At 45.4% G+C, this 24,310-nt stretch carries 21 protein-coding genes and 5 tRNA genes; 14 read left to right on the top strand and 12 right to left on the bottom strand.

Annotated features, from left to right (window positions below):
* The first annotated feature begins 3 nt into the window (after positions 1 to 3).
* Entirely contained in the window at positions 4 to 672 is a 669-nt protein-coding gene (locus NLG07_RS09835; RefSeq protein ID WP_368501251.1) for an arylesterase, read from the top strand.
* 15 nt (positions 673 to 687) lie between these two features.
* Entirely contained in the window at positions 688 to 1,878 is a 1,191-nt protein-coding gene (locus NLG07_RS09840) for an Nramp family divalent metal transporter (RefSeq protein WP_254855283.1), read from the top strand.
* A 156-nt stretch (positions 1,879 to 2,034) separates the two neighbouring features.
* On the opposite strand, the gene NLG07_RS09845 is transcribed toward NLG07_RS09840, so the two are convergent.
* The 3 genes from NLG07_RS09845 to NLG07_RS09855 form a co-directional block, all read right to left on the bottom strand.
* A complete protein-coding gene (locus tag NLG07_RS09845) occupies positions 2,035 to 2,637 on the bottom strand; it encodes a hypothetical protein (protein WP_254855284.1) in 603 nt (200 codons plus the stop codon).
* Positions 2,638 to 2,794: 157 nt separating this feature from the next.
* Positions 2,795 to 4,054, bottom strand: coding sequence for an amidohydrolase family protein (locus NLG07_RS09850; RefSeq protein WP_254855285.1), 1,260 nt, complete (start codon positions 4,052 to 4,054; stop codon positions 2,795 to 2,797).
* A complete protein-coding gene (locus tag NLG07_RS09855; protein ID WP_254855286.1) occupies positions 4,051 to 5,478 on the bottom strand; it encodes an amidohydrolase in 1,428 nt (475 codons plus the stop codon). Before NLG07_RS09855 ends, NLG07_RS09850 begins: the two co-directional genes overlap by 4 nt.
* 171 nt (positions 5,479 to 5,649) lie before the next feature.
* Between NLG07_RS09855 and NLG07_RS09860 the strand changes: the two genes are divergently transcribed.
* Positions 5,650 to 7,281 (top strand): SulP family inorganic anion transporter, encoded by a 1,632-nt coding sequence (locus tag NLG07_RS09860; protein WP_254855287.1) that lies wholly within the window; start codon positions 5,650 to 5,652, stop codon positions 7,279 to 7,281.
* Here NLG07_RS09860 and NLG07_RS09865 read toward each other — a convergent pair.
* Positions 7,278 to 8,219 (bottom strand): tRNA-dihydrouridine synthase, encoded by a 942-nt coding sequence (locus tag NLG07_RS09865; protein ID WP_254855288.1) that lies wholly within the window; start codon positions 8,217 to 8,219, stop codon positions 7,278 to 7,280. The genes NLG07_RS09860 and NLG07_RS09865 overlap by 4 nt on opposite strands.
* 226 nt (positions 8,220 to 8,445) lie before the next feature.
* Here NLG07_RS09865 and NLG07_RS09870 point away from each other — a divergent pair, with 226 nt between their 5' ends.
* The 9 genes from NLG07_RS09870 (at position 8,446) to NLG07_RS09910 (ending at position 15,237) form a co-directional block, all read left to right on the top strand.
* Complete coding sequence (locus NLG07_RS09870) at positions 8,446 to 9,099, top strand: response regulator transcription factor (RefSeq protein ID WP_254855289.1); 654 nt, start codon at positions 8,446 to 8,448, stop codon at positions 9,097 to 9,099.
* Positions 9,100 to 9,104: 5 nt separating this feature from the next.
* A complete protein-coding gene (locus NLG07_RS09875) occupies positions 9,105 to 10,430 on the top strand; it encodes a sensor histidine kinase KdpD (RefSeq protein WP_254855290.1) in 1,326 nt (441 codons plus the stop codon).
* Positions 10,430 to 10,750 carry a cupredoxin domain-containing protein gene (locus NLG07_RS09880; protein WP_254855291.1) on the top strand — a complete coding sequence of 107 codons (321 nt, stop codon included), beginning with the start codon at positions 10,430 to 10,432 and terminating at the stop codon, positions 10,748 to 10,750. Before NLG07_RS09875 ends, NLG07_RS09880 begins: the two co-directional genes overlap by 1 nt.
* The gene (locus tag NLG07_RS09885; RefSeq protein ID WP_254855292.1) at positions 10,750 to 11,496 is read left to right on the top strand and encodes a hypothetical protein; all 747 of its coding nucleotides are present in this window, start codon (positions 10,750 to 10,752) and stop codon (positions 11,494 to 11,496) included. Before NLG07_RS09880 ends, NLG07_RS09885 begins: the two co-directional genes overlap by 1 nt.
* A complete protein-coding gene (locus NLG07_RS09890) occupies positions 11,486 to 12,196 on the top strand; it encodes a hypothetical protein (RefSeq protein ID WP_254855293.1) in 711 nt (236 codons plus the stop codon). The genes NLG07_RS09885 and NLG07_RS09890 overlap by 11 nt, the downstream gene beginning before the upstream one ends.
* A 75-nt stretch (positions 12,197 to 12,271) precedes the next feature.
* Entirely contained in the window at positions 12,272 to 12,781 is a 510-nt protein-coding gene (locus tag NLG07_RS09895; RefSeq protein WP_254855294.1) for a TlpA disulfide reductase family protein, read from the top strand.
* 17 nt (positions 12,782 to 12,798) lie between these two features.
* Positions 12,799 to 13,020, top strand: a complete 222-nt coding sequence (locus tag NLG07_RS09900; protein WP_254855295.1) for a DUF4266 domain-containing protein — start codon at positions 12,799 to 12,801, stop codon at positions 13,018 to 13,020.
* Positions 13,011 to 14,321, top strand: coding sequence for a DUF3570 domain-containing protein (locus NLG07_RS09905; protein WP_254855296.1), 1,311 nt, complete (start codon positions 13,011 to 13,013; stop codon positions 14,319 to 14,321). The genes NLG07_RS09900 and NLG07_RS09905 overlap by 10 nt, the downstream gene beginning before the upstream one ends.
* 25 nt (positions 14,322 to 14,346) lie before the next feature.
* Positions 14,347 to 15,237, top strand: a complete 891-nt coding sequence (locus tag NLG07_RS09910; protein ID WP_254855297.1) for an FAD:protein FMN transferase — start codon at positions 14,347 to 14,349, stop codon at positions 15,235 to 15,237.
* 100 nt (positions 15,238 to 15,337) lie between these two features.
* On the opposite strand, the gene NLG07_RS09915 is transcribed toward NLG07_RS09910, so the two are convergent.
* From NLG07_RS09915 to gltX, 5 genes are all read right to left on the bottom strand, one after another.
* Positions 15,338 to 16,564, bottom strand: a complete 1,227-nt coding sequence (locus NLG07_RS09915) for a transposase (protein ID WP_254855298.1) — start codon at positions 16,562 to 16,564, stop codon at positions 15,338 to 15,340.
* A gap of 539 nt (positions 16,565 to 17,103) precedes the next feature.
* A tRNA-Glu gene (locus tag NLG07_RS09920) sits at positions 17,104 to 17,179 on the bottom strand.
* A 131-nt stretch (positions 17,180 to 17,310) separates the two neighbouring features.
* Positions 17,311 to 17,386: transfer RNA gene (locus NLG07_RS09925), tRNA-Glu, on the bottom strand.
* Positions 17,387 to 17,440: 54 nt separating this feature from the next.
* A tRNA-Ala gene (locus NLG07_RS09930) sits at positions 17,441 to 17,516 on the bottom strand.
* Positions 17,517 to 17,612: 96 nt separating this feature from the next.
* Positions 17,613 to 19,022: a glutamate--tRNA ligase gene (gene gltX, locus NLG07_RS09935; RefSeq protein ID WP_254855299.1), complete on the bottom strand. Its 1,410-nt coding sequence runs from the start codon at positions 19,020 to 19,022 to the stop codon at positions 17,613 to 17,615.
* Between the two features lie 210 nt (positions 19,023 to 19,232).
* On the opposite strand from gltX, the gene NLG07_RS09940 reads away from it, so the two are divergent.
* Both NLG07_RS09940 and NLG07_RS09945 read left to right on the top strand, forming a co-directional pair.
* A tRNA-Val gene (locus NLG07_RS09940) sits at positions 19,233 to 19,308 on the top strand.
* A gap of 28 nt (positions 19,309 to 19,336) precedes the next feature.
* Positions 19,337 to 19,412: transfer RNA gene (locus tag NLG07_RS09945), tRNA-Val, on the top strand.
* 435 nt (positions 19,413 to 19,847) lie between these two features.
* Here the strand turns inward: NLG07_RS09945 and NLG07_RS09950 are convergent.
* The 3 genes from NLG07_RS09950 to NLG07_RS09960 form a co-directional block, all read right to left on the bottom strand.
* Complete coding sequence (locus NLG07_RS09950; protein ID WP_254855300.1) at positions 19,848 to 20,138, bottom strand: type II toxin-antitoxin system RelE/ParE family toxin; 291 nt, start codon at positions 20,136 to 20,138, stop codon at positions 19,848 to 19,850.
* Positions 20,128 to 20,376 carry a type II toxin-antitoxin system Phd/YefM family antitoxin gene (locus NLG07_RS09955; RefSeq protein ID WP_254855301.1) on the bottom strand — a complete coding sequence of 83 codons (249 nt, stop codon included), beginning with the start codon at positions 20,374 to 20,376 and terminating at the stop codon, positions 20,128 to 20,130. Before NLG07_RS09955 ends, NLG07_RS09950 begins: the two co-directional genes overlap by 11 nt.
* A gap of 443 nt (positions 20,377 to 20,819) precedes the next feature.
* Entirely contained in the window at positions 20,820 to 24,140 is a 3,321-nt protein-coding gene (locus NLG07_RS09960; RefSeq protein WP_254855302.1) for a glycosyl hydrolase, read from the bottom strand.
* Between the last annotated feature and the right edge of the window lie 170 nt (positions 24,141 to 24,310).

A 24,310-nucleotide genomic window follows, 5' to 3' on the forward strand; every position in this document is an offset into this window, starting at 1 on the left:
ACCGTGTTTTATATTTTTCGCAAAGACTTCATTATCCTTGCCATTTTTGTCAATTTAGCAGTTTTTAATACGCCAATCAGCCATGCAGAAGATCAACCTCAAGATGCGATTGACGTCTTAGTGTTAGGCGATAGCTTAAGTGCAGCCTATAACTTAGAGCAAGACCAGGGGTGGGTAAATCTGTTACAAAATATGTTGCACGAAAACGACGTTCACATCAATCTTATTAATGCGGCTATCAGTGGGGAAACCACAGACGGTGGTGTGGCCCGATTACCTCGCTTGCTCACCCAACATATGCCGGATATCGTATATATCGAACTGGGTGGAAATGATGGATTACAAGGCCATCCTATCAAGAAGTTACGCGACAACCTAAGTACTCTTATCACAACTAGTCTAGATTATGACGCAAGAGTCATTCTCCAATCGATTCAAATCCCCACAAACTATGGACGTCGCTACAACAGCATGTTTACTGAAAGCTTTGCCAAAGTTGCCAGCGAGCATAATATTGCATTGGTGCCGTTTTTTTTGGAAGACATTGCTTTGAATAGTGAGTTGATGATGCGAGATGGGATCCACCCCAATGCCAAAGGCCAACAACAAATTGCTGAGTTTATGTATCAAGAGTTTATTCCACTGATTCAAGCTATGGATGTTTCGCAATAATAAGGCTTTTTGAATATGCAACACGCTAAAACATCTCTGATTGTCACCGCTGCGTTTATCGGCCCTGGGACAGTGACCACCGCAACGCTTGCAGGGGCCGAGTTGGGCTATGGTTTGTTGTGGGCGTTATTATTTTCAATCTTAGCCACCATCATCATTCAAGATATGGCATCTCGGTTGGGGTTAGCAACGGGTCGAGGCATGTCCGAAAATCTCATCACTGTTTATAAGCACCCTGCTCTGAAATATTCTGTATTCGTATTAGTGGTAGTGGCATTAGGCATAGGCAATGCAGCGTATGAAGGGGGTAATTTAAGTGGCGCCGCATTAGGTATGAGAAGTGTTTTTGCTGGTTCTCAGGGTGTTTGGGTAAGTGTGTTAGGTGCCATTGCACTATGCTTGATCTGGTTAAACCGTCCAAATCTACTCACCAATGTATTAGTCATACTGGTCGCGATCATGAGTCTGGTATTTCTTTTGGCAGCCATGACTGCAGGTGTGGATATTGAACAACTAAAACGCGGCATCATGGGCATTGGACTGTTTGATAATAGTACACTGTTGTTAGCCATTATTGGTACAACCATTGTGCCTTATAATATCTTTTTACACAGCAGTTTAAGTGCTCAAGTCCGACAGTCAGACCAAGAAATCAGCCTTGATCGAAAGCAGCTGATATCCTCTATCTCGTTGGGTGGGCTCATCACATTAGCAATTATGTCTTGTGCAGCCAACGCTTTTTTTCTTACTCAGACCTCAGTTGATCGAGGAAATATTGCCTCGCAATTATCACCTATATTATGCGACTGGGCTCAATGGTTCTTTGGCATTGGGATCTTTGCAGCTGGCTTAACCAGTGCAATCACTGCGCCATTAGCAACCGCCTATGCCATTTGTGGGTTATTGTTTCAACCAAGCGCGTCAATTACCTCATCATATGCGTTCAGAATGATCGCTACTATCGTTGTGGTGATTGGGATAAGCATCGCATTATCCGGTGCTCAACCTATTGTTATTATCGTTACTGCACAAGCTGCAAACGCCCTTCTTCTGCCATTTTCTCTTATATTGCTGTTGGGGTTGCTCAATCGCACACATGTCATGGGAACATACCGAAATACAGCCATTGTTAACCTCATGGCAGTAATAGTATTATTGACAGTTGTGAGTTTGAGTGTTTATAAACTGTTGTCATTATTACAATAACGCCGATAAATCATCCAGATGATTGCGCTCAAAAATAGAAACCAAACGGAAGGTGAGTTGACGGGTTGAGGCATTTGCGCAGTTGGATCCCTTACCCAAATATTCATATGTGATACACCTTCTGCATTGCCTCCACCATTGATGAGATCATTGGTATTAAACGTACCCGAGAGAATATAATGAGGTTGAGGCTTTTATGGATAAAGCGAGATGATCAAATGTGGCACGACCCAAAACAGATTGTACCACTTCGATGATATTTTCTGTGGTCGTCAATGTCCACATCCCTGAAATACAGTCACTTGTATGACATCCACTGATATCAAAACTGAGTAAATCACCAATATTCAAGTTATCAGGACCAAGTGAACTATACTCTGCTTCGAGATCATCATCAGCATTAAGGTTAGCCAAATGGATCCAACCCGGATCAGTCGCTGTACCATCATTGTCTAAATCTAATAACTGTTCGGGTGTGATAAATTCATTGCCCGTAAAATATTGCACGTCTTTGCCTTTTATTCTAACCGTCTGGCCATTGAGTAAGCCGTCATTAAGCTCACCAATATTGGGAGATGGTGAACTAAGACCCTTTTGATCGTCATTGGCTTTTGCAAAGCCAACACAGCTCTGAGCATCATAATGATTGATTAATAGGTTGTCTGAAGACGTTAAGGTCGTAATCGAGGTTAAGCCTACATTCGAGGCATTACACGTTAGTGAAATAGGTGCAGCTATGCCTCCTTTAGAGGCTACCAAGCACAATGCAAAACAGACTATCCAAAGTGTGTGTATAAACTTTATCATCAGAATCATTCCATTGTTTCTCATTCTGGGCTTTTAAGACAGAGCCCATATATCACAGCCATAAAAAAGCCGATACAAACGTATCGGCTTCAACTTAAATTGCTTTAGATTATGGGCGCACGTAACTCATTGGACGTGCCTGTTCTAAATCCAAATATCGGTCTCTCAACTCGGTTTGACGTGAGCTCATTTCAATGGCTTGACCTTTAATAAAGACCTGTTCTGCAGCTTCAGTCACCTCCAACGGATCGCCTGACCAAATTACGACATCTGCCGACATTCCGGCTTTTATAGAACCAACCTGTTTATCCATACCATAGATTTTAGCAACATTTGAAGTCAACGCCGCCAATCCGTCTTGATATGGCATGCCATTGGCGACAGCATTGCCCGCATGTTGCGTTGCCAGTCGGATATTATGCGTTTCCATACCAATAGCCACATCCACGCCAGCTTGTGCAAGACGTCCAGCATTAGCCAACGTCGCACCGATACGGTCGAACCCACCAGGTAAATTATATTCTGGGTTAATGATGACAGGAATATTTGCTTGAGCGAGTTGCTCAGCTACTCTCCAAGCCTCTACACCATTGACCAAAACGACATTGAGCTTGGCAAAGCGTTGTTGTAAAGCAATGACTTGCAAAATATCGGCCTTACGATCAGCCATCACGAGCAAAGGTATATGACCGGCTACTACATGGGATAAGGCTTCTGCATCGGCTTTGCTGAGCATACCGTCCCAATCCTCATTATCGAACTCCAACGCTTCTGTCAGTGCATTGATAAGGGTTGGCCACATCACTGCACGAGTACCTCCTACTCTATCAGCACCACTGTTTGTGACATCGACGGAAACAAATGCACGAGACTTTAACAACGCATCGTCATCCGTTAAATGCATAATGGCACCTTGACCTTTGAACAAGAAACCACTGCGCTCAATATTGGTCGCAGCCGCTGTGAAACCTTCAATGCGAGCAATCGGGATCAGTGATGAATCAGGATTAATAGCATAAGAGACATCCAATGCAGCTCCTACACTAGTTAGATGCTCAGCGTGATCCATATCCACTGTTGAGTCTACTTGTCCTGCAGACAAGCCAACTTCTTTTAAACCAAGTGCGGTATACGCTCCGATTAAGCCGGGGGTAACGACCTTACCTTTGGCATTGATGGGTTCGTATCCACGGACAGTTTGTGAGCCTTTTAAGACGTCTTGGATATAACCATCTTTGATCAATATCGTAGCTTCTTCCAAAGTCCCTTGTTCAGCCATGGTATGCACCTTGGCCCCAACAATAGCAAATTGTGCCCCTTGTACCGTCATTGTCACACAGGCAAATGTAGCTAATAAAATACGTTTCATTTGACATCTCCCGCGGCAATTTGGCCTAACTCAAAATCACTGACCGGCCAATTTTCAGGGTCGTTTCGATCAAAGGCTAGCCCGCCATCGATAAACACTTTTTCAGCTTGAGCGTACGTAGAGAATGGATCCTCAGTCCATAATACCACATCCGCATTTTTGCCTACCTCTAATGAACCGGTTTGGTCAAAAATCCCTAGAGATTTTGCAGGGTTTGCCGATACCCATTGCCACGCATCTGCTTTGCTAATATCGATACCCACACGCTTGCCATCGGACCACGCTTTGGCCATCTCTTGATTGAGACGCTGGATACCAATGTCACTGTCCGAATGCACGACCGCACAAGCACCTGCATTGTGAACCATTGGGACATTTTCACGAATGCCATCGTAGGCTTCCATTTTAAAGCCCCACCAATCGGCCCACATAGATGAACAGACATTATTGTCACGTAATTTGTCCGCTATTTTGTAAGCTTCTACTGCGTGGTGGAACGAGCCGATTTGGTAATCAAATTCTTGCATGACATCCATCATGACGGTCATTTCGTCCGCACGATAGCAGTGCATATGAACGATGATCTCACCTTCTAGCACACCTTTGAGCGTTTCCATTTGCAAATCCCGCTTGGGCGCTTTAGCGTCTTCGCCGGCGTCGATTTTGGTATAGTATTCATCCCACTGGTTTTTGTAGTCTGTCGCTTGGATCCATGCTTTGCGATAGCCAGCCACATTGCCCATACGGGTACCTGGACCGCCTTTATTACCATAGACTCGTTTGGGGTTTTCCCCACAGGCCATCTTAATCCCATAAGGCGCACCCGGAAACTTCATGTCTTGCATGGTGCGATCGGGCACGTTCTTCAAGACCACGGTACGACCACCGAACAAATTAGCGGAACCAGGCAAAATTTGCATCGCAGTCACACCACCAGCCAACGCTCTTTGAAAACCTGGGTCAAACGGCCATACCGAATGCTCCGCCCACACTTGAGAGGTTACTGGACTGGTCATTTCGTTGCCATCGGCGTGAGAGCGCGTATCAGGCGATGGATATACGCCCAAATGTGAGTGGGTATCGATGATACCGGGGGTGACCCATTTGCCTTTGCCATCAATCACGGTTGCGTTTTCAGGCATCACAATGTCATTGCCCAAAGCTGTGATTTTGCCATCTTGCAAGACAATGCTGGCGTTTTCAAGTAAGCCACCAATACCATCAAGAATGCTGACATTTTGAATGACGGTCGTGGCAGCAGGGATAGGTTGATAAGTGCTTGGGAAGGGATCGGGATTGATTTGCACTGCCTCTTTGGCTGTTGCGCTAGCACTTGATGGCTCATTTGTACCACCACATGCCGCTAAACCAGCAGACAGCAATCCGATCACCAAGCCACGTTGCAATAACGAGGTTGAATGCATAGGAATTCCTTATAGTTATTAGTTATTCTGTCAGGGCGTAATCTAATCGAATCGAATTTGAACCTCAAGTTGATCATTGATTAAAGATGTAAAAATAGTGTTACTACTAATGGATAATCGGTTTTTTTGACAAAATACGTTATGTTGACTAAAAAATAATCGACTCAATACATGTTGTATCGCCTCAGCGATTTTACCCAAAACATCAGTAAGGACATCACCGGAGGTTTGACCGCGGGCGTGGTAGCGTTGCCATTGGCGCTCGCTTTTGGTATTGCATCAGGTGCAGGTGCCATTGCTGGTCTTTATGGCGCGATAATCGTCGGCATATTGGCCGCGATATTTGGTGGCACCAGACAACAAATCTCAGGCCCTACTGGCCCAATGACGGTCGTCATGACAACCGTGATCATGGATTTTACGGCGCGTTTTCCTGAACAATGGTTAGGCCTTGCGTTCACACCGGTTATGTTGGCCGGTGTGATGCAAATTTTGTTTGGTTTACTGCGCATTGGTAAATACATTGTGATGGTGCCCTATCCGGTCATTTCTGGCTTTATGTCTGGCATTGGATTAATCATTATTGTATTACAAATTCCAGTTTTGTTGGGTTTTGCTGTTCCTGCATCATTGACAGACGTTTTTACTCACTTACCTGAATATATAAGTGATGTGCATTTACCGACATTATGGCTGGGGATCGCCGGGATCTTAATTCAAATTTTGTGGCGAGGCCCTTACGCCGGTGCGCTACCTCCTGCATTAGTCGCATTAGTGGCTGTGACTATTATTTCAATTTTCACTGTTGAGAGCGATGCATTACTGCGTATTGGTGAGCTCCCCAGTGGCTTGCCCCCAATAGTCATACCAACCTTTGAATGGTCCGTTTTAGAACTCATGTTGTTGAATGCGTTTATGCTTGCCGTGCTTGGCGCAATTGACTCATTATTGACCTCATTAGTGTTAGACAATGAAAGTGGCGAGCAGCATGACTCAGATCAGGAACTCATCGGGCAAGGCGTTGGTAATGCGTGCGCTGGATTGTTAGGTGCTCTGCCTGGTGCGGGCGCCACAATGCGCAGTATGATCAATGTCAAAGCGGGTGGCCAAGGCCCCTTAGCAGGCGTGTTACATGGCCTGTTGCTGTTGCTTGTGGTATTGGGCTTGGGGTTTGTGTTTAGCGAAATCCCTCAGGTCGTATTGGCTGCGATATTGCTCAAAGTCGGTATCGACATCATTGACTGGCCGTTTTTGAAAAAAATCCATCGCCTTCCCCTGTTTCCAGTGTGTTTGATGTTTTTGGTGTTGGGACTCACCTTGTTCGTGGATTTGATTACAGCGGTTTTGGTCGGCGTATTCATCAAAAATATTGATACCGTAAAACGTTTATCCGACTTACAACTGGGCGATATTATATTAAGTGATGGCAAAATTGACGCGCAGTTATTATGTGACATGCATCTAAACTATCTGTCAGAACATCCCAATACCGTGTTGTTAAAAATCACCGGGCCAATGAGCTATGCTGTTGGCCGAGGACTCAAAAAACGCTACCGAAATTTTGTCTCACATCAACGTCTCATTGTCGATTTGAGTGGAGCGCGTATTGTGGGCTATTCGACTTCGTTGATCTTGTTTGAACTGGTCAAAAAAGCCGTGCAACAAGGCCAGCGTGTTGTGCTCGTTGGCGTTGATGAGAATACGCGCAACATGTTAGGGCGTCTAGGGATTGCAGAAGTCCTCGCGGAGACAAGCATTCGAGCCGACAGTGAACTGCCAAATTTGAATAGTGACGCAGGTTAACGACGCAGAGTCGAAACGATTTCATCTGAGCACTGTAAACGACGAATATCCATGAATAACTCATCCGCTTGGGTGTACTCGCGTTTTAAATACCCCAGCCACTGTTTGATTCGATTGGGGTAATAGCGACCTTTGTCGCCATAAATCTCATAACCTGAGTAACTGATTAATAACTCTTTGACCTCATCCCATGTCATGGGCGCGTGCTGATGGGCAATTGTGGCGGCCAAATTCGGAAGCGACAAAGCCCCTCTGCCTATCATAATATCTGGACATTGTGAGACCTCCCGACACCTTTGGGCATCGTTCGCATTCCAGATTTCACCATTGGCGATGATATGTAAGTTGGGCACAACGGCTTGGATTTTGGGGATCCATTCCCAATAAGCCGGGGGTTTATACCCATCGATTTTGGTTCTGGCATGAATAACCAAAGAATCCGCCCCCGCCTCGGCTATGGCTTGGGCGTTGGCATATGCGTTGGCCGTATTTTCATAACCAAGGCGGATTTTGGCTGTGACAGGATGCTCCGAAGGTACCGCGTCTCTGACAGCTTTGACAATCTCATACAAGGTTTCTGGGTATTGCAACAACACCGCTCCGCCCTTGGATTTATTGACCGTCTTTGCAGGACAACCGAAGTTCAAATCCACCCCGTGTGAGCCGAGTTTAACTGCTTTGACGGCGTTCTCAGCAAGGACTTTGGGATGTTGACCCAACAATTGGATTTTTACGGGGATCCCCGACGGAGTGTAACCATCGTTGTTGAGTTCAGGGCAGATACGATAGAACACCTTATCCGACATGACGTTTTCAACGACTCGCAAAAACTCCGTCACACACAAATCAAAGCCGCCAATTTGAGTCAGCATATCTCGCATGAGGGCATCGACCACACCTTCCATGGGCGCAAGAATGATTTTGGGTTTGGCTGGCATCAAAGGTTACTTGTGTCTTGATATATGAGGGCGTGGATTATAGCGGAATATCAGGAGAACTTAAAAGCCTGCGTTGGACTGCCTCAAAATGTTCTATCGATGCATCGTCTACATCACTCCATTTGCCTGGAAGTAAATAATGGTCGGCTCAATAATGCAAAAACTTAACGTTTTCTTAAGCTTTATTTAGTACACTGTGCACATCAATTATCCAATGGTTCAGTATATGCACTTACTTTTGGTGGAAGACGAATTAGCGCTTGCAGAGCAGATCATCACTATGTTGCGTCGTTCCAATTATGCAGTGACACACGTCACGACGGGAAAAGCGGCCATGTTAACAGCCCGCTCTGGAGATATTGATGCCATTATCTTAGATCTTGGCTTACCAGATATCGATGGACTGCAACTATTAAAGCAAATGCAACAAGCTAATATCGATATTCCTACGCTCATACTTACCGCGCGGAACAGTCTTGATGATCGTGTTTTGGGCCTAGATAGAGGCGCGGAGGATTATCTGGCTAAGCCGTTTGCTGAAGCTGAACTGCTAGCTCGTCTGCGCGTGATCACTCGTCGTTATCGGACCGCTCAATCATCTCAGCTGACTTACCAAGATGTGTCACTTGATATTAGTGCAATGACACTGACAGTGGCCGGCTGTGAAGTAGAGTTATCGCGTAAAGAACTGATGATTTTACGGATTTTACTGGAGTCGCAAGGACGCGTGATCAGTAAAGAAAAAATTACTAATAGCATTTATGAATACGGCGAAGAAGCCTGCAGCAATGCCATTGAAGTGCATATCAGCAACCTGCGCAAAAAGCTCCCTGACCGATTCATTACAACGCTGAGAGGTTTAGGGTATACCATCAAGTGAAGACAATGCTTTTTTCATCATTATCGCGTACATTAATTTTGATCTTGACCTCTTTAATCGTTCTGATCATCACTGTGGCTACGTTACAAGCGTATCGAATCACCTTGCTTGAACGTCAACACGCGCACGATGTTGAACTCGCACACATTGCCTCACTACTTTTGCAAACACAGCCACAACAGCACCATGTAAAAATCAAAGCACCGTTATTTGTGCGCCAAAAAATCCATGATACCTGGTATGAGTCCCCCGATGCGCCTAACATCCTTCCTGAACATACGGGCTATCATGAAATTATGGTGAACGGTACGCTATGGCGAGTGTTAAGACTCCAGCAAGATGTGACAACCGTGGTCGTCGGCTTTCCTAAAGAAGTTGTGTTTAATGAACTTGAAGCACTTATTTTGCCGACCATAACGCCGTTTTTAGTGGCATTGCCCGTGATGGGTGTGGTGATTTTTGTCGTTGTCAGGCTACAACTGCGTCCGCTTAAACAGTTAGATAAAACATTAACCAAGCAGGAAGACTTTCAATTTACCCCTTTGCATATTGAAAATGCTTTTCTTGAACTGCAGCCGGTCATTCTTACGATCAACAAATTAATGAGTCGCCTCAAAGCCAGCTATGAGCGAGAGCAATCGTTTAGTGCCAACGTGGCTCATGAGCTAAAAACTCCCTTGACCACAATATCATTAACCATCGATAACCTCATCGCCGACGCAGCGAACTATGAACAGCACTCTTGCGAGAAAAGGAAACAGTCTTTGGAAAACATGCAAGCTCACCTACTACGAGTCAATTCAGTCGTAGAGAGTTTGTTGTTGATGGCCAAAACGCACCCACATTTTTATCGTGAGTCATTGAGTCGAATGAATATTCTGCCAGTAGTCCAAGAGACATTAAGTGCACTTTTCCCAAAATTAAATAACAAGCAACAATCCTTGAGTTTTGATTATGCGCAAGAGTCTTATTTTTTGGATACCTCCCCCACATTGGTATCGATTGTCATTGATAACCTCGTTCTAAATGCACACAAGTACTGTCATGAAGGCGCTCAAATCATGGTTGAGTTGACACAGCAAGCGGCACAAGTGTCATTGACTGTGCGCGACAACGGTCAAACGGTAACTTTAGATACAATTAACCATTTATCTGAGCGATTTGTCAGAGGTTCACAAACACATATTAGTGGTTCAGGCCTCGGTCTGTCCATTGTGCAACAAATTATGGACATTCATCACGGTACCATGACCGTCAGCATTGACGCAAAACTTGGTGGTCTCAACATTACGTGTATTTTTCCAAATGGGACCCAGCCATGCGCTGTGTGATGTTATTCGTCAGTTTGTTAGTTATAGCGGCTAATGCAGCACCGGTAACACACCAAATTGTGCTGCACCAGCACATCTTTGAACCCAGCATTATTAAAATACCAGCTTATACCAAAGTCACTTTAGTGATCATAAATCGCGATGACACTCTTGAGACCTTTTCTAGTTTTACATTAAATCGTGAAAAACTATTGTTGCCACACGCTTCAACCACAATTTACCTTGCCCCAATGCCGCCTGGGGAATATCCCTTTAGCGGCGAATACCACCCTTATTTCGCGCAAGGTAAAGTGCTTGCTGTGCTGGAGGGAACCCCCTAATGTTGACGGTGAGTTTTGCCCAACTCTTGGGTATATTTTTGCCATGGATTGGATACTGTGCATTGATGAGTCGCGCAGAAAGTATTTCCATGCTCACATGGGCTTACCTCGGTGTCGCTCTCGTGTTATTGACTGGAGCGAGCACCTGGTTGGTACTGAGTCCTTCCTCGCAAGGAATGTTACAGTACCTATCATGGTTTTATGTGGTGATGATGAGTGCCTTTTTGCTGTGGCAAGCCGCATGGATGGTCTATCCCAAAAAAGCACTGTACCTTGCTGCCTTAAGTGTGGCTATTGTATTGCCAAGCCTTGAGCTGGGGATGTATCTGTCAACGCAAATTACTGCCGCGATGTCTCATACGCTATGGCAACTTATCTACGCTGTGTGTTTGGCCAGTTTGTGCTTGTTAGCGGTTGCTATTTTACTCAGTTATGTGGGGCACATTACCCCCGTTTTGCTCTGGCGTGTCCTACTGAGTACCATCCTTACCGGTTTTGTTCTACAGATATTAGAGCGACTAATACAGATTTATCATTGGGATGTGACGTATTGGTGGTCGATGGAGTTTTTGTACGAATGGTTGCCCGGTGAATGGATTTTTAAAGACTTGTTGGGGTGGCCCTATTGGATCAGTGACCTGAACGCTGGGGTTTTTGTACTGAGTTTAATGGTGATGGCTGTACTGTTTCTTTCGTCAAGTATTTATACACAAGATAAAACAAAGGATAACGCAAATGAAGCATAATGTTATAGGCGGTTTAGGCCTGTTTTGCTGCGCTCTAGCGATGTCTCTCGCTTCTCTGGTGAAGGCGGACAGTGTCATTGACACTATACACCACCCGTATTTTTTACCTCTAGGACAAGAGTTGGAATGGCGTATTGTGACGCGCCACGATCACATTGAAAATGAGTTATTTCAACGCATTGGTTATAGCTATGCGGTCAATGACAGTCTCATGCTTGGTGCGGCATTGACTGGTGAGCGCGATATCAGCAAAGAATTTGGTATTGCCGCATATCATCTAAATGCCTTGTGGAAACTGACAGAACAAGGCCAGTATTGGGCCGACCATGGCCTCTTAGTGGATGTGGAAAAAACACACAAGCAAAACGAATACGAAGCCAACATTGGCTTATTGACTGAAAAACAATGGGGACAACATATCCTGACCAGTAACGTGTTGCTCAAGCATTTATTTGGCAATGGACGTGCTCGAGATACCGAAATTGAATACCGGTTGCAATGGCAATATCGTTTAAAAACGACGTTTCAACCTACTCTTGAGATGTATTCTGATCGGGATTATTTTGGCGTTGGGCCAGGCTTAAGTGGCTTTGTTAAATATTCTCCTACTCGTCAATTACGCTACGAAATGAGCTTCATTAACGGCTTCAATGGCACAGAAGATTTTGCCTATCGTGCGCGGATCCAATTTACTTTTTGATTTAAGGCCTATTTAAGGTTTCTCCTTTACGCTACCTCTCACATGATATTTGTTGTGAACACATGAGGTCGCAGTATGAGTCTCTTACCGATACATTCCCGAAAACAGCTAGCTCGTTTGCTCCTTGGCGGTGCATTCGCAGTGATGAGTTTCGTTACTCAGGCACAAACGCCTGAGATTCAATTGACCCAATCCAGTACATCTTTACAAGCGCAAACGCTTTCAGAACTTACAGATAAGGTTGTATATTTGGATTTTTGGGCGTCTTGGTGCGTTCCATGTCGTCGTTCATTTCCTTGGATGAACACAATGCAAGCAAAATATGCCGAGCAAGGTCTCGTTATCATTGCCATCAATCTTGATCAAGAACGCGCCCTAGCCGATGCGTTTATCGCTGAAACACAAGCAAACTTCCATATCGAATTCGATCCAGCCGGTGAATATGCAGAGTCCTTTGGTGTGGCCGGTATGCCTACCAGCCTGTTGATTGATAAAAATGGACACATTCGAGCGCAGCACCAAGGCTTTTTTAACGCCAAAACGGCTCATTACGAAAAACAAATTCAAGCATTACTCGCTGAATAATACCACTGAGGTGAATTATGAAAAAAATGAAAATCATTGTCCTGTGTGTCGTCATGTCACACGCCGTCGGGTGTGCCAGTCTTGGCGTCAAACCTTGGGAGAGAGATGTCTTGGCCAAAGAAGAAATGCAACTTAACGCAGAAGGCTTAGATTTGACCTTAGACGACCATATTTATTTTTCCAAAGAAGGGACCTCTGGCGGTCGCGGTTTTGCTGGTGGAGGTTGTGGATGCAACTAACTAAAACAAGTAAGATGGCAGCCAGTCTGGCGTTGGCAAGTTGTCAACTGATTGGTGCAGCACCCGCTCAAGCGTCTGCTGAAAAAAGTGATGAATGGCAATTTGATACGGCTATTTTGTATTATGGTGAAACGGATCGAATCAGCTTAGTTGAGGGAATGGTATCGGCTACGAAAGATTTTGGTGATGATCATATTTTTAATGGCAAATTGACGTATGATGCCTTGACGGGTGCTTCAGCAACTGGAGCCGTACCGCAAGATTATGTGCAGACATTTTCTCGTCCTTCTGGGCATGGGCAATATCAAGTCGCTCCTAATACCACACCTTTAGATGATACTTTCCGAGATTCTCGAGTGCAGCTAAACGCACAATGGACCCAGCCAATGCTACCAAATCTGACTGGTTCAACTGGGGTTCACGCATCCAAAGAATACGATTATCTGTCGTTGGGACTCAATGGATCCTTAGCTTATGACCTCAATCAAAAAAACACGACCTTGTCAGTGGGTTTATCTTATCAAATGGATAGCATCGACCCTGTGGGAGGCGCACCGACGCCATTGAGCAGTTTGCCCTTGGCAGACAATGCATATTCGGATGATAACGATGGATATGATGACGATGATTTCGAACATGGTGAGCGCAGTCAGGGACAAACCCAAGATAAGGACACAGTGGATCTGTTACTCGGCGTGACACAAGTTATTTCACGGAACATGCTGATGCAGTTCACATTAGGTTTATCTAAATCAGATGGATATTTAAATGATCCTTACAAATATGTGTCTGTGGTGAATAATTTAGGTACTGTCCAGGATACGTTATACGAATCACGACCAGACTCGCGAACCAAGCAGACTGTGTATTGGCAAACCAAATATGCCAAAGGTTCATTTGTAGGCGATGTATCGTATCGCTACATGGAAGATGATTGGGAAATGACCTCGCATACCATTGATAGTAGGTTGCGCTTCGATTTGGGCAACGATAACTATATTCAACCCCACTTTCGCTATTATCAACAAGGTGCTGTCGATTTTTACCGACCGTTTTTGCTTGATGAAGCATCTCTTCCAGCATTTGTCACAGCGGATTATCGCTTAGGTGAAATGGATGCAATGACCATTGGACTAAAATATGGCCAAACCATGAACAACGGCCATGATTGGGCTATACGAGTTGAGTACTATCAGCAAAACCCTAAGAATACAGGATTTATTGCTCCAGGTAGCTTACAAAATCAAGAACTCTACCCAAGCATTAAAGCGATGATGGTACAATTTAATTATTCATTTTAGTTCATTGAATAAATAAAGGTGAAAAGTGCCAAGTTTTGAATTGAGCCAACGCGAAGACCATGTGTGCGTATCTTTTACTGCCATGGCTTCGCCTTGTGAGATCCTAATTGACGGTAATGACCCAGAGATTGTGCAACACATTGCTCATATGGTATCAGCCGAGGCTTGGCGCATTGAAACAAAATACTCGCGTTACCGCGAAAATAATATTATTCATCAACTGAACCACGCTAAAGGTCAGCGAATCAAGCTTGACGAGGAAACACACAAGCTGCTTTCATTTGCACAACAATGTTTTGTCTTAAGTAATGGGCAATTTGATGTCACCGCTGGCATTTTAAATCGCATTTGGCGTTTTGTGGCGGATGCCAATCCCCCGACCCAAGCTGAAATTGACACTTTGTTACCTCTTGTGGGTTGGCAAAAGCTAACTTTAACCGAACACTCCCTGCAAATGCCGGATGATATGCAAATTGATTTAGGGGGTATAGGTAAAGAATACGCTGTAGATAAAGCCGTTACGCTGTGTCAGCAGACGTATCCAGAACTCTCGGTCCTGGTCAATTTCGGAGGTGATTTGGGGGTGACACGCCCACGCCAAAATGGAGGTTTTTGGCAAGTGGGTATTGAGCATCCAGATCCATCTCAATCTGTTCCCATGCTTGTCAAAATAGCTCAAGGCGGTCTTGCGACAAGTGGCGATGCGAGACGATTTTTGTTGCATAAGGGCACTCGCTACTCACATGTACTCAATCCATTGACTGGTTGGGCTATGACTGATGCACCACGTTCAGTTACTGTAGCAGGCCAAAATTGCACACAAGCAGGGTTATTGGCGACGTTAGCCTTGTTGCAAGGTGCTGATGCGAAGGCTTTTTTGCAAGCGCAAGAGGTAACGCATTGGGTCTTAAACTAGGCGAACCTTTGGGTTCTCATGTCCTTTACGAGAGATGTGAACTACCCCGCGACATCGCTACGCTCTGATCACGGGGCTTCAGCTGTATAGTGGCTTAAGACTATGCAGCTTCTCTTTTCTCAGCTCCCACAGACAACTTCAATCGCTCGAAGACTTTCGTTTTGACGCCTGATTTCTGCTGAGATGTGGGGATTACCCTCGCGACAAGACCGTCCGCGATAATGCCTGCCTCTCCTTTGCGTTCAATGGTCACTGCTGAGGACACATCTCGGCTCTGATGTGTCCCACACGCTGTGCAGGTGAAACTGCGTTGACTGAGCGATAACGCATGATGCGCGTGACACGCTACACACACGCCAGTCGATTTCTCATAGCGTCCGATTTCATAGTAGAGCTTACCTGCCAACTCGGTTTTATATTTCACCAAGCCTGTTATCATTCCCATGACGTTATCACCCACCATACTGCCATTGAACTGCTGCATACCTTTCACGTTCAAATCTTCGAACACACATATATCACTGCCATTGGTTATCTGTCGTGATGTTTTGTGGGCAAAATCAAGTCGTTGCCTTGCGATTTTTCCGTGTAAGGTGTTGATGCGATGTTTAGTCTGTTGCCAGCGCCTTGAGCCTTTTGTGCGCCGTGCAAGCTGGCGTTGCAACTGGCTAAGTTTTTCTTTGGATTGTTTGAGGTATTTGGGGTTGTTTGCCACATACCCATTGGAGCCGACGACGGTCTGCTGTGAATTGATATCAAAACCTGCCATCGTATTGAGTTGTTGTTTAGGCGCAGTGAATTCGACCTGTTGCGTGATACTGCACTGCCAATGCCCATGCCTATATTGCACAGTGACGGTTTTAATCTCACTGACCAGATTGCGATGGAGCTTAATCGGCACTCTGCCAATTTTGGGCAGGCTAATCGTTCCGTTTACTATCCGAATGCACTGGCTGTTATTGACACAGCGAAAGCTGTCATTGTGTTGTTTTTTCTTTTTGTACGACACTTTGTGCTTTGGAAACTGCTGTAAGCGACCTTTAGCAGATGCGTTTTTCAGCGCTGTATCTAAATCCCGAGCGACTTGTTGCGCAGCTGCTGAATCAAATGCTTTGAGCCAAGCAAATTCCTCAAACGGCTTCAACGCTTTGAGTAAACTTGCCATATCCTTGTAAAACACAAACGTCTTATCGTATTCGTAGCGACGGATATTCTCAGATAACAACAAATTCCACACACCACGGGCATAGCTGGCAAACTCGAATAGTTTACAAGCCTGCTGCGGTGATGGGTTGAGTCGGTAGTTGTATCTAAGTATTTTTTTCATATACTGTATAGACTACTGTATACGATGAGATTGTCAAATAGAGGAAAAGACTTTTAATCAACAGTATGGGTATTTGTATGCACAGTTGGCAATGCTAGTGCTGAGACGATACGTCGATATATTCAAGAGCAGGGCTAGCGCTTCATCCCCGCGACGTCACTATCGTTCCGATCACGGGGTTTTCTCGCTAAACTTTGATAAAAAAACCGCTACACAAGGTAGCGGTCTTTTTTATATGGCATCCCGTAGGGGATTACCTCGGGCTCCTGCCCTCGCCGCTTCGCGGTGCCTACGGCAGTGCAAATTCGCTCCCGGCGAATTTGTACTCGTATCATCCTAATACTCGCCCTGCGGGCCTGCCTATGGCAGTGCAAATTCGCTCCCGGCGAATTTGTACTCGTATCATCCTAATACTCGCCCTGCGGGCCTGCCTATGGCAGTGCAAATTCGCTCCCGGCGAATTTGTCGAACCTTAGGGTTCTCATATTCTCTAAGTGATATATACAAAAAAACCACCGCAAGGGTGGTTTTTTTGTATATGGCATCCCGTAGGGGATTCGAACCCCTGTTGCCGCCGTGAAAGGGCGGAGTCCTAGGCCTCTAGACGAACGGGACATCTAAACGGTTTGTTTCGCAATACGCTCATAATTGAGCCTAGGTGAGCGTATTGTATAGAACCTTTTGGTTCTCATATCATCTACTGATGATATTTTATTGAGCTGACCTTCAGTCAACTCTATAAAATATGGCATCCCGTAGGGGATTCGAACCCCTGTTGCCGCCGTGAAAGGGCGGAGTCCTAGGCCTCTAGACGAACGGGACGTCGTGTTGTGGAGCAAAACATCAATGATGTTTCGGCCTATCTCCGTGCTGTAATGGTGGAGCCAAGCGGGATCGAACCGCTGACCTCAACACTGCCAGTGTTGCGCTCTCCCAGCTGAGCTATGGCCCCATTTGATGGAACTCATTGGCTTAGAGTCTTGCTTGCCTCGTTCCTTAACAGCGGTGCGCATTCTATTGCCTACACCGCCGTTAGTCAAACCTTTTTTTAAGAATTTGCCCTGTTTGCTATAAAAGTAAGCGCTTTGTCTATCCTTTGCGCGATTTGCTCTTTATTTAGCAAAACAAGGGTGACATCTAATGAAGGTGAATTGCCAGAACCGGTTGCAGCAACTCGCAATGGCATGCCTACTTTGCCCATACCAACTTCAAGGGTTTCTGCGGTTTGATTAATGGCGGTTTGAATACTTTCACTGGTCCATTCTTCAAGGGCTAACAAGTTTGTTTTAACCAGTTCAAGTGCTTCTTGTGCAACTGGGCGAAGGTGCTTTTTGGCTGCATTCGCATCGAACTCATCAAACTCACGATAAAAATACGTGCTGATTTCAGCCATTTCTTTCAGGGTTTTGACTCGGTCTGCCTGGATTGCAACAATTTGAGAGAGTTCTGGGCCATTAGACGTATCGATTCCCATCTCAGAAAAATGCCAAGCCAGCGCATCAGCGACCTGCTCTGCTGGTAGCTCTTTCATATAATGTTGATTTAACCAGATAAGTTTATCGGTATTAAACGCTGACGCCGACTTGCTGATGTTATTGAGAGTAAAATGCTCAATCATTTCGTCAACACTAAAGACTTCCTGATCGCCATGCGACCAACCAAGGCGTACCAAATAGTTCAAAACTGCCTCTGGTAAAAAGCCATCATCGCGATATTGCATGACACTGACCGCACCATGACGTTTGGATAACTTTTTGCCATCATCACCCAAAATCATAGAAACATGTGCAAAAGTCGGTAACGGTGCACCCAGAGCATTAAAAATATTAATTTGGCGTGGGGTATTATTGATATGGTCTTCACCACGGACGACATGCGTGATCCCCATATCCCAATCATCGACTACTACACAAAAATTATACGTTGGCGAACCATCCGTACGCTGAATAATCAAATCATCTAATTCAGTATTGCTTATTCTGATTTCACCACGGATTTGATCTTGGAATACCACATCTCCCTCTAGTGGATTTTTGAAACGCACGACATAAGGTGCGTTTTCTGGATGGTCGGTACGATCACGCCACGTTCCAGGATAACGCGCTTTCTCCCCTGCTTTTTCTTGTGCTTCGCGAATGCTATCCAACTCTTCTTGAGACATAAAGCATTTATAGGCTTTGCCTTCGTCAAGAAGCTGCTGAATCAAAGCTTTATATCTGTCAAATCGATCCGTTTGGTAGATGGGACCAGAATCGTGATGTAAACCCAACCACTCCATGCCATCTAAAATAGCTTGTTTTGCTTCGTCAGTTGAACGCTCTAAATCGGTATCCTCAATGCGCAACACAAATTGACCACCATTCGCTTTAGCAAATAACCATGAATACAGAGCAGTTCTTGCGCCTCCAACATGAAGATACCCGGTTGGGCTTGGCGCAAAACGAGTCACAACTGACATAAAAAGTCCTTAAAATGATAATAACGTGTTTATTTTATCAAATAGGATGATTTTTGATAGACATTCATGCAGGAAAATAGCGAAAACACGCACTTTGTTCAGGTTTTGCGCAAACAAGCATGAAAAACAAAAAAGACGTCATTTTCAGTTGACAGAACAAGGTGAATCTCTATAATAGCGCCTCACTTGCTAAGGCAAGTACAAAAAGACGGACGCTTAGCTCAGTTGGGAGAGCACCGCCCTTACAAGGCGGGGGTCACTGGTTCAAGCCCAGTAGCGTCCACCACTCTTTTTAGTAACAAAATCAATACCTTGGACGCTTAGCTCAGTTGGGAGAGCATCGCCCTTACAAGGCGAGGGTCACTGGTTCAAGCCCAGTAGCGTCCACCATTTCCTCTCTAAATTCAATACTTTATATCCCCAAGGCGAGCTGGCTCAACTTCTACAAGCGTGCCAACAGTAGCGTCTAACATCGTTTAAAATCAATCACTTACGATCTTACCCAGTTCGAAAATCGACCGATTTTGCGAGTATCGCCTGCGTTATTTTTAAAAAGTGTGCCGAATGTGTGCCATATCTGTGCCGAATCTGCACCACCACCTTGCTACAGGTCAATGATTACAATGTCTAGAGCGTCCTACCACGGATCGTTGAATTTACATCTGAATGTAAGTCAAAAAGTTCCTTGCTTTCATATTTACCTTCTAAATGTCAGCTTCAGACAAATACCGGAGATTCAGATTCGTTCTATTTTGAGAACTTCAGAGGTCACTCTCTACAGAAAGCGGACGTTAAATTCTGGAGGGACAAAACATTAATAGGCAATCAATCCTTTAATCTTTTTAAGGCTTTGTGATAAACATCGCTTCCTTCACGTTTTCCAACTGCTAAAACTGTTACGATGACTACATCATCTTCAACTTTGTAGACAAGACGATAGCCAGATTGACGTAATTTTATTTTATACATATTGTCAGCACCAGAGAGCTTGGAAGCATCGACATGTGGGTTTCCCAAGCGTTCTTTGAGCTTTTTTTTAAATTGTAACTGAAGAGTAGATCCAAGCTTGTTCCATTCTTTGAGAGCGCTCTTTTTAAAATCGAGTTTATAGATCATCAATACTAACCGAAATACTTTCTTCGGATTCTCGTTCTCTAGCGACAGCTAAGAGTTCTAGATCTTCAAGTCTATCGAGCATCATCTCATAAGCTTCAGCAGGTACACAGTAAAATGCAGGCTCGTTTCTGTTTAACACAGCAACAGGCTCGCCATAGGCACTCGTTGCAACTTTCATAGGATTTGCTTTCAATTCAGTAATGCTTGCAGCAACATCAGCCAAGATTCTACTGGACATTTAATCGGTCTCCAAAGCAGTCTTTAATTAGGTTTATTTTAGTCGTTATCACGCTTTTTAACAACTAGTTTGAAGTAAATTGACAACCAAATAGCTACTGGCCCAGTGACTGCGCTGTACCATTTGCTACTATTGATCAAGAAAACTGACGGTCCGCAAAATATAAAACGAAGCAGTAAACGAATTTTAAATGAATTAAAGTTATTTTAGTTTTCGCGTCCTTACAAGGCGAGGGTCACTGGTTCAACTTCTACAAGCGTGCCACAGTAGCGTCCACCATCCTTTAAAATCAATCACTTACGTTTGTACACAGTTCGAAAATCGGCCGATTTTGCGAGTATCGCCTGCGTTATTTTGAAAAAGTGTGCCGAATCTGTGCCAAATATGCCGGACCTGCACCACTCCCCTGCTACAGACCAATACATACACTGCAACAAAAATATTTACAAACTCAACACCGTAAAATCACGTGGCACAGCAGTGACAGTCACGCCGTCGCTGAATTGGACCGTTTTGGTAGCATCACTGAAGTTATACACTACGTAATGTTTGATCCCTTGATTTTCAAAGACCATTGCACTTGGATAGTCTGCCGTAATACCGTCGTTTTGCATGTTCCCTAAAACTTGCCACTGTTTGATCCAATAATACGTATGTGCTTTGGTTTCACCCGCCTCTGGGGTGTAATCCGACAAACTCAAATAATCCGTAAACGCGCTGTCTGCATCGGTCATCGACCAAATTTTCCACCAAATATCGCGCCACTGATCTGGGACCAGGCCAGAGGGTTTGTTATTACTTGACTCAGTTAAGCCCAAAGAAACGTAATCCGCAAGGTAATCAGGGTATTGCCCAATATGCAAACTCAAGGTATTGGAAGGTAAACCTTGAATCCCGAGAATGTGCGCAAACGCTGGCGAGAACCAGGTTGAAAAGACAGCACCATCGCCCCAGATAATCGACGTCGTAATCCGTTCATAGCCACTCGGGAAGTTATCCAGCGTGGCGTCATTATTTGATTGCCAGCCATCGATGTTATTCCAGTACTGCCAATACGCCGCGGCAGTCGACGCATGCAAATAGATCCCGCGATCGCGGATCTCATCATTATCCGTGAGCATACCGTACAAAATCATGGCGCCATAAGCGTTGGCTGCTTCGGAAGTCGATTCGTTATTGTTGCCACGCACAAAGTTGACTCGACCGGATGCCCAAGAAAAGCCGTTTGCCGGATCAAAATGCCGCAAATAGGGGAACATATCGTCCTCACGACCACCGGCGTAGTCGCGGATCAATAATTCGATCATGGGTCCGTATTGCGACGCACTGCACCATGACGCATCAAAACGACACACCTCTGCTGCGGCTCGCACTAAATACCCATAATGAAAGTGATGATCATTAAGCTGTTGATGGGATGCAAACGATTCTTCCATGGCAAATAACGTATCCCACGTCGAGTCATAGGCAAAATACTGCTGTTCGTCGAGTCCATCGTCAGATGCTGCGGTGAACCAATCCGTGAGTTCTGCTTTTAACCAGGTCAACAATTGGTCGCGCTGTGCAGTGAGCGCAAGTTCATCGGCCAATGCGATCAACTCCGCCACTTTGCCGTAATTTTTACCACTCCAATACGCATCCTCACGACCGTAGTTCCACTGGGCCTCCCCAAGCGCAATGAAATCATTAATGTGTTGAGTCACCACATTCAGTTCCAGATCATTATTGATAGCTGGTAATGTCGGTAACACACCGACAAAGGGTAAGGTGTAGGTAAAGCCTGTACCCACATGAAACTGAGTGATCCCTCGGGCACTGCGATGACTGTACGCTGGTTCTCTCACTTGAGCGTGTTTCCAGTGCAGAGGTTGCATACCGGTCATGGTTGTCACAGGCTGTGAATTTGCGTCGACGTATTGATGCGAGACCGATACCTGTTGTTGGGTATGATCGACTTCATATTGGACCTGGACCGCATGCACCACATTACGAGCCAGTTGTGCGTGTTCGGTGATCATCGCATTGCTCGGCGGAGTCGCGGTGGGTAGTAACGCAACCGTAATGCCGCCAGTGACACTGTTGATGCGAATCTCATTCGATTCCACTGCATCAAATACCGTGCCCGTATCACCAGACACTAAAAAATAGTTAGTATTGCCCGCAACGCTGGTCCACACGCCCAGACTATTGTTTTGAGCATAGAATGTGCCTTTTTCTCCGCCATCGGCCCGCAAGGTCCTCAACACCATGTCGCCCGCTAACACATCAAAGTACACATAGGGTGAACCATGCACGAAGGTCCCGCGCATGACTTCGATCTCACCGCTTTTCCACAGTACCGTAACAGAGCCATCTGAAAAGTCATACAATGTGGCGTCTAAGTTAGTGTACTGACTGTTGGCAATGGCCATGCCATCCATGACTTCGCTAAATGGGTCAGGGATCTGGTACAAAAAGTCATTGCCCAAAACGCGGATTCCGCTCGGTAAGCCCATCATGCGCACACCTTTATTGGTAATGCGAGCAGTAATGGGATCTGGGGTAATATACGCGGCGGCATTGGGGTTGCCAATTTCCATTTCGCCTAAGAAAGAGACAGACCCCCACCAGCGTCCGCTGGCCAGAGGGCGTTCAGCAGCCGGGCCACTGACATGAGGATAAAGCGGTGTGGGAGTACCTTGAGGAATGCCCGTAGTTGTATCACAACCCGCAATGCCTGGCTCAACCACGCCCGCGTTGTAAATCCAATTGCCGTAATCTTCAACACAACGATAACTGTTCGGATTGATCGTATCGGACACATTCCCTGCCCCAAACGTTAACGCCGTAAAATCATAAAATCCTGGTCCCGTTGGATTCGGCTCAGGCACAATTGCGTTCTCTGAACTCGTCGAAAAATAGACATTATCCAATGCAAAGACAGTATCATTAAATTGCGACGCCCATATCACAATCCCCGTGTTAATCGTCCGAAGATTCAAGTTACTGGCTTGCAATTGCGCTAAAGGATAGGAAATGGTCGTCCATTCTCCAATCGGTTGTGGGCCGAGATCCACATTACCGGAGGTACAGGGGTACACGCAATCTAATTTAAAGGTCATGTTGGGATCGCCCGATATCACCTTGATATCAAAATTGATGCTCCCTTGTGCATACGCACTAAAATCCAATCCTGAGGTAGCGCTGATAAACAAACCGGCGAGTTGTGCGCCATTGGTGTGAGTCACTTGCAATACCGGACCTCGTTCTGAATCTTGTACGTTCTGCCACTGCATCGAAGCACACATCACCGTCGCGTTATCACAGTCTCCATACCCTAGGGCCTGATCAAACGCCTGAATCCCACGATCCCAACGCGCATCGGGTGTGGCGGCACGCATGACGACGACCTCGGATGCGTTGTTTGTAGGAGGGGTAGGAGCCGTCACAACCACGGTGCGACGTAATTGACTTTGGTTGCCCGCGCGGTCAGTGGCGGTATAGGTAATGGTGTAGGTACCCGCAGCATCAGTGTATGGGTTATCGACGCTCACTGACACATTGCCATCGACATCATCTGTTGCAGTCGCACCTGCGTCAACGTAGCTCTGCCCCACCGTCAAATTGATGGTGGCTGAACCATTGAGCGTAATCACCGGCGCCGTAGTATCGGCCGGAGGAGCAGGTGGTGGCGCAACGGGACTGGTAGTGCCGCCACCGCCGCCACAGGCAGACAGGACCAATAGGCCAGACAAACAAACAATGCGAATGTGGGGGTATATCATAAGAGGACCTCTTTATCTGATAAACAATTACAACATGCCGTCAAATAAAGAAATGAAAGCGCTTACACACAATGTAAATGATATGCATGTAAATTGCAAACAAAAGGTTACATCCTTACCTTTTGTATTTTAATAAATAAACTTTCAGGTTCTTTACAGTTCCTTACCAC

This window comes from Alteromonas sp. LMIT006, assembly GCF_024300645.1.
Lineage (GTDB): Bacteria > Pseudomonadota > Gammaproteobacteria > Enterobacterales > Alteromonadaceae > Opacimonas > Opacimonas immobilis.

What these genes read in the sequence shown, in the direction of transcription:
- NLG07_RS09840 (WP_254855283.1), top strand. Translation starts at nt 688, where the DNA reads ATGCAACACGCTAAAACATCTCTGATTGTCACCGCTGCGTTTATCGGC.
- NLG07_RS09850 (WP_254855285.1), bottom strand. Translation starts at nt 4,054, where the DNA reads ATGAAACGTATTTTATTAGCTACATTTGCCTGTGTGACAATGACGGTA.
- NLG07_RS09855 (WP_254855286.1), bottom strand. Translation starts at nt 5,478, where the DNA reads ATGCATTCAACCTCGTTATTGCAACGTGGCTTGGTGATCGGATTGCTG.
- NLG07_RS09860 (WP_254855287.1), top strand. Translation starts at nt 5,650, where the DNA reads ATGTTGTATCGCCTCAGCGATTTTACCCAAAACATCAGTAAGGACATC.
- NLG07_RS09865 (WP_254855288.1), bottom strand. Translation starts at nt 8,219, where the DNA reads ATGCCAGCCAAACCCAAAATCATTCTTGCGCCCATGGAAGGTGTGGTC.
- NLG07_RS09870 (WP_254855289.1), top strand. Translation starts at nt 8,446, where the DNA reads ATGCACTTACTTTTGGTGGAAGACGAATTAGCGCTTGCAGAGCAGATC.
- NLG07_RS09875 (WP_254855290.1), top strand. Translation starts at nt 9,105, where the DNA reads ATGCTTTTTTCATCATTATCGCGTACATTAATTTTGATCTTGACCTCT.
- NLG07_RS09880 (WP_254855291.1), top strand. Translation starts at nt 10,430, where the DNA reads ATGTTATTCGTCAGTTTGTTAGTTATAGCGGCTAATGCAGCACCGGTA.
- NLG07_RS09885 (WP_254855292.1), top strand. Translation starts at nt 10,750, where the DNA reads ATGTTGACGGTGAGTTTTGCCCAACTCTTGGGTATATTTTTGCCATGG.
- NLG07_RS09890 (WP_254855293.1), top strand. Translation starts at nt 11,486, where the DNA reads ATGAAGCATAATGTTATAGGCGGTTTAGGCCTGTTTTGCTGCGCTCTA.
- NLG07_RS09895 (WP_254855294.1), top strand. Translation starts at nt 12,272, where the DNA reads ATGAGTCTCTTACCGATACATTCCCGAAAACAGCTAGCTCGTTTGCTC.
- NLG07_RS09900 (WP_254855295.1), top strand. Translation starts at nt 12,799, where the DNA reads ATGAAAAAAATGAAAATCATTGTCCTGTGTGTCGTCATGTCACACGCC.
- NLG07_RS09905 (WP_254855296.1), top strand. Translation starts at nt 13,011, where the DNA reads ATGCAACTAACTAAAACAAGTAAGATGGCAGCCAGTCTGGCGTTGGCA.
- NLG07_RS09915 (WP_254855298.1), bottom strand. Translation starts at nt 16,564, where the DNA reads ATGAAAAAAATACTTAGATACAACTACCGACTCAACCCATCACCGCAG.
- gltX (WP_254855299.1), bottom strand. Translation starts at nt 19,022, where the DNA reads ATGTCAGTTGTGACTCGTTTTGCGCCAAGCCCAACCGGGTATCTTCAT.
- NLG07_RS09950 (WP_254855300.1), bottom strand. Translation starts at nt 20,138, where the DNA reads ATGATCTATAAACTCGATTTTAAAAAGAGCGCTCTCAAAGAATGGAAC.
- NLG07_RS09955 (WP_254855301.1), bottom strand. Translation starts at nt 20,376, where the DNA reads ATGTCCAGTAGAATCTTGGCTGATGTTGCTGCAAGCATTACTGAATTG.
- NLG07_RS09960 (WP_254855302.1), bottom strand. Translation starts at nt 24,140, where the DNA reads ATGATATACCCCCACATTCGCATTGTTTGTTTGTCTGGCCTATTGGTC.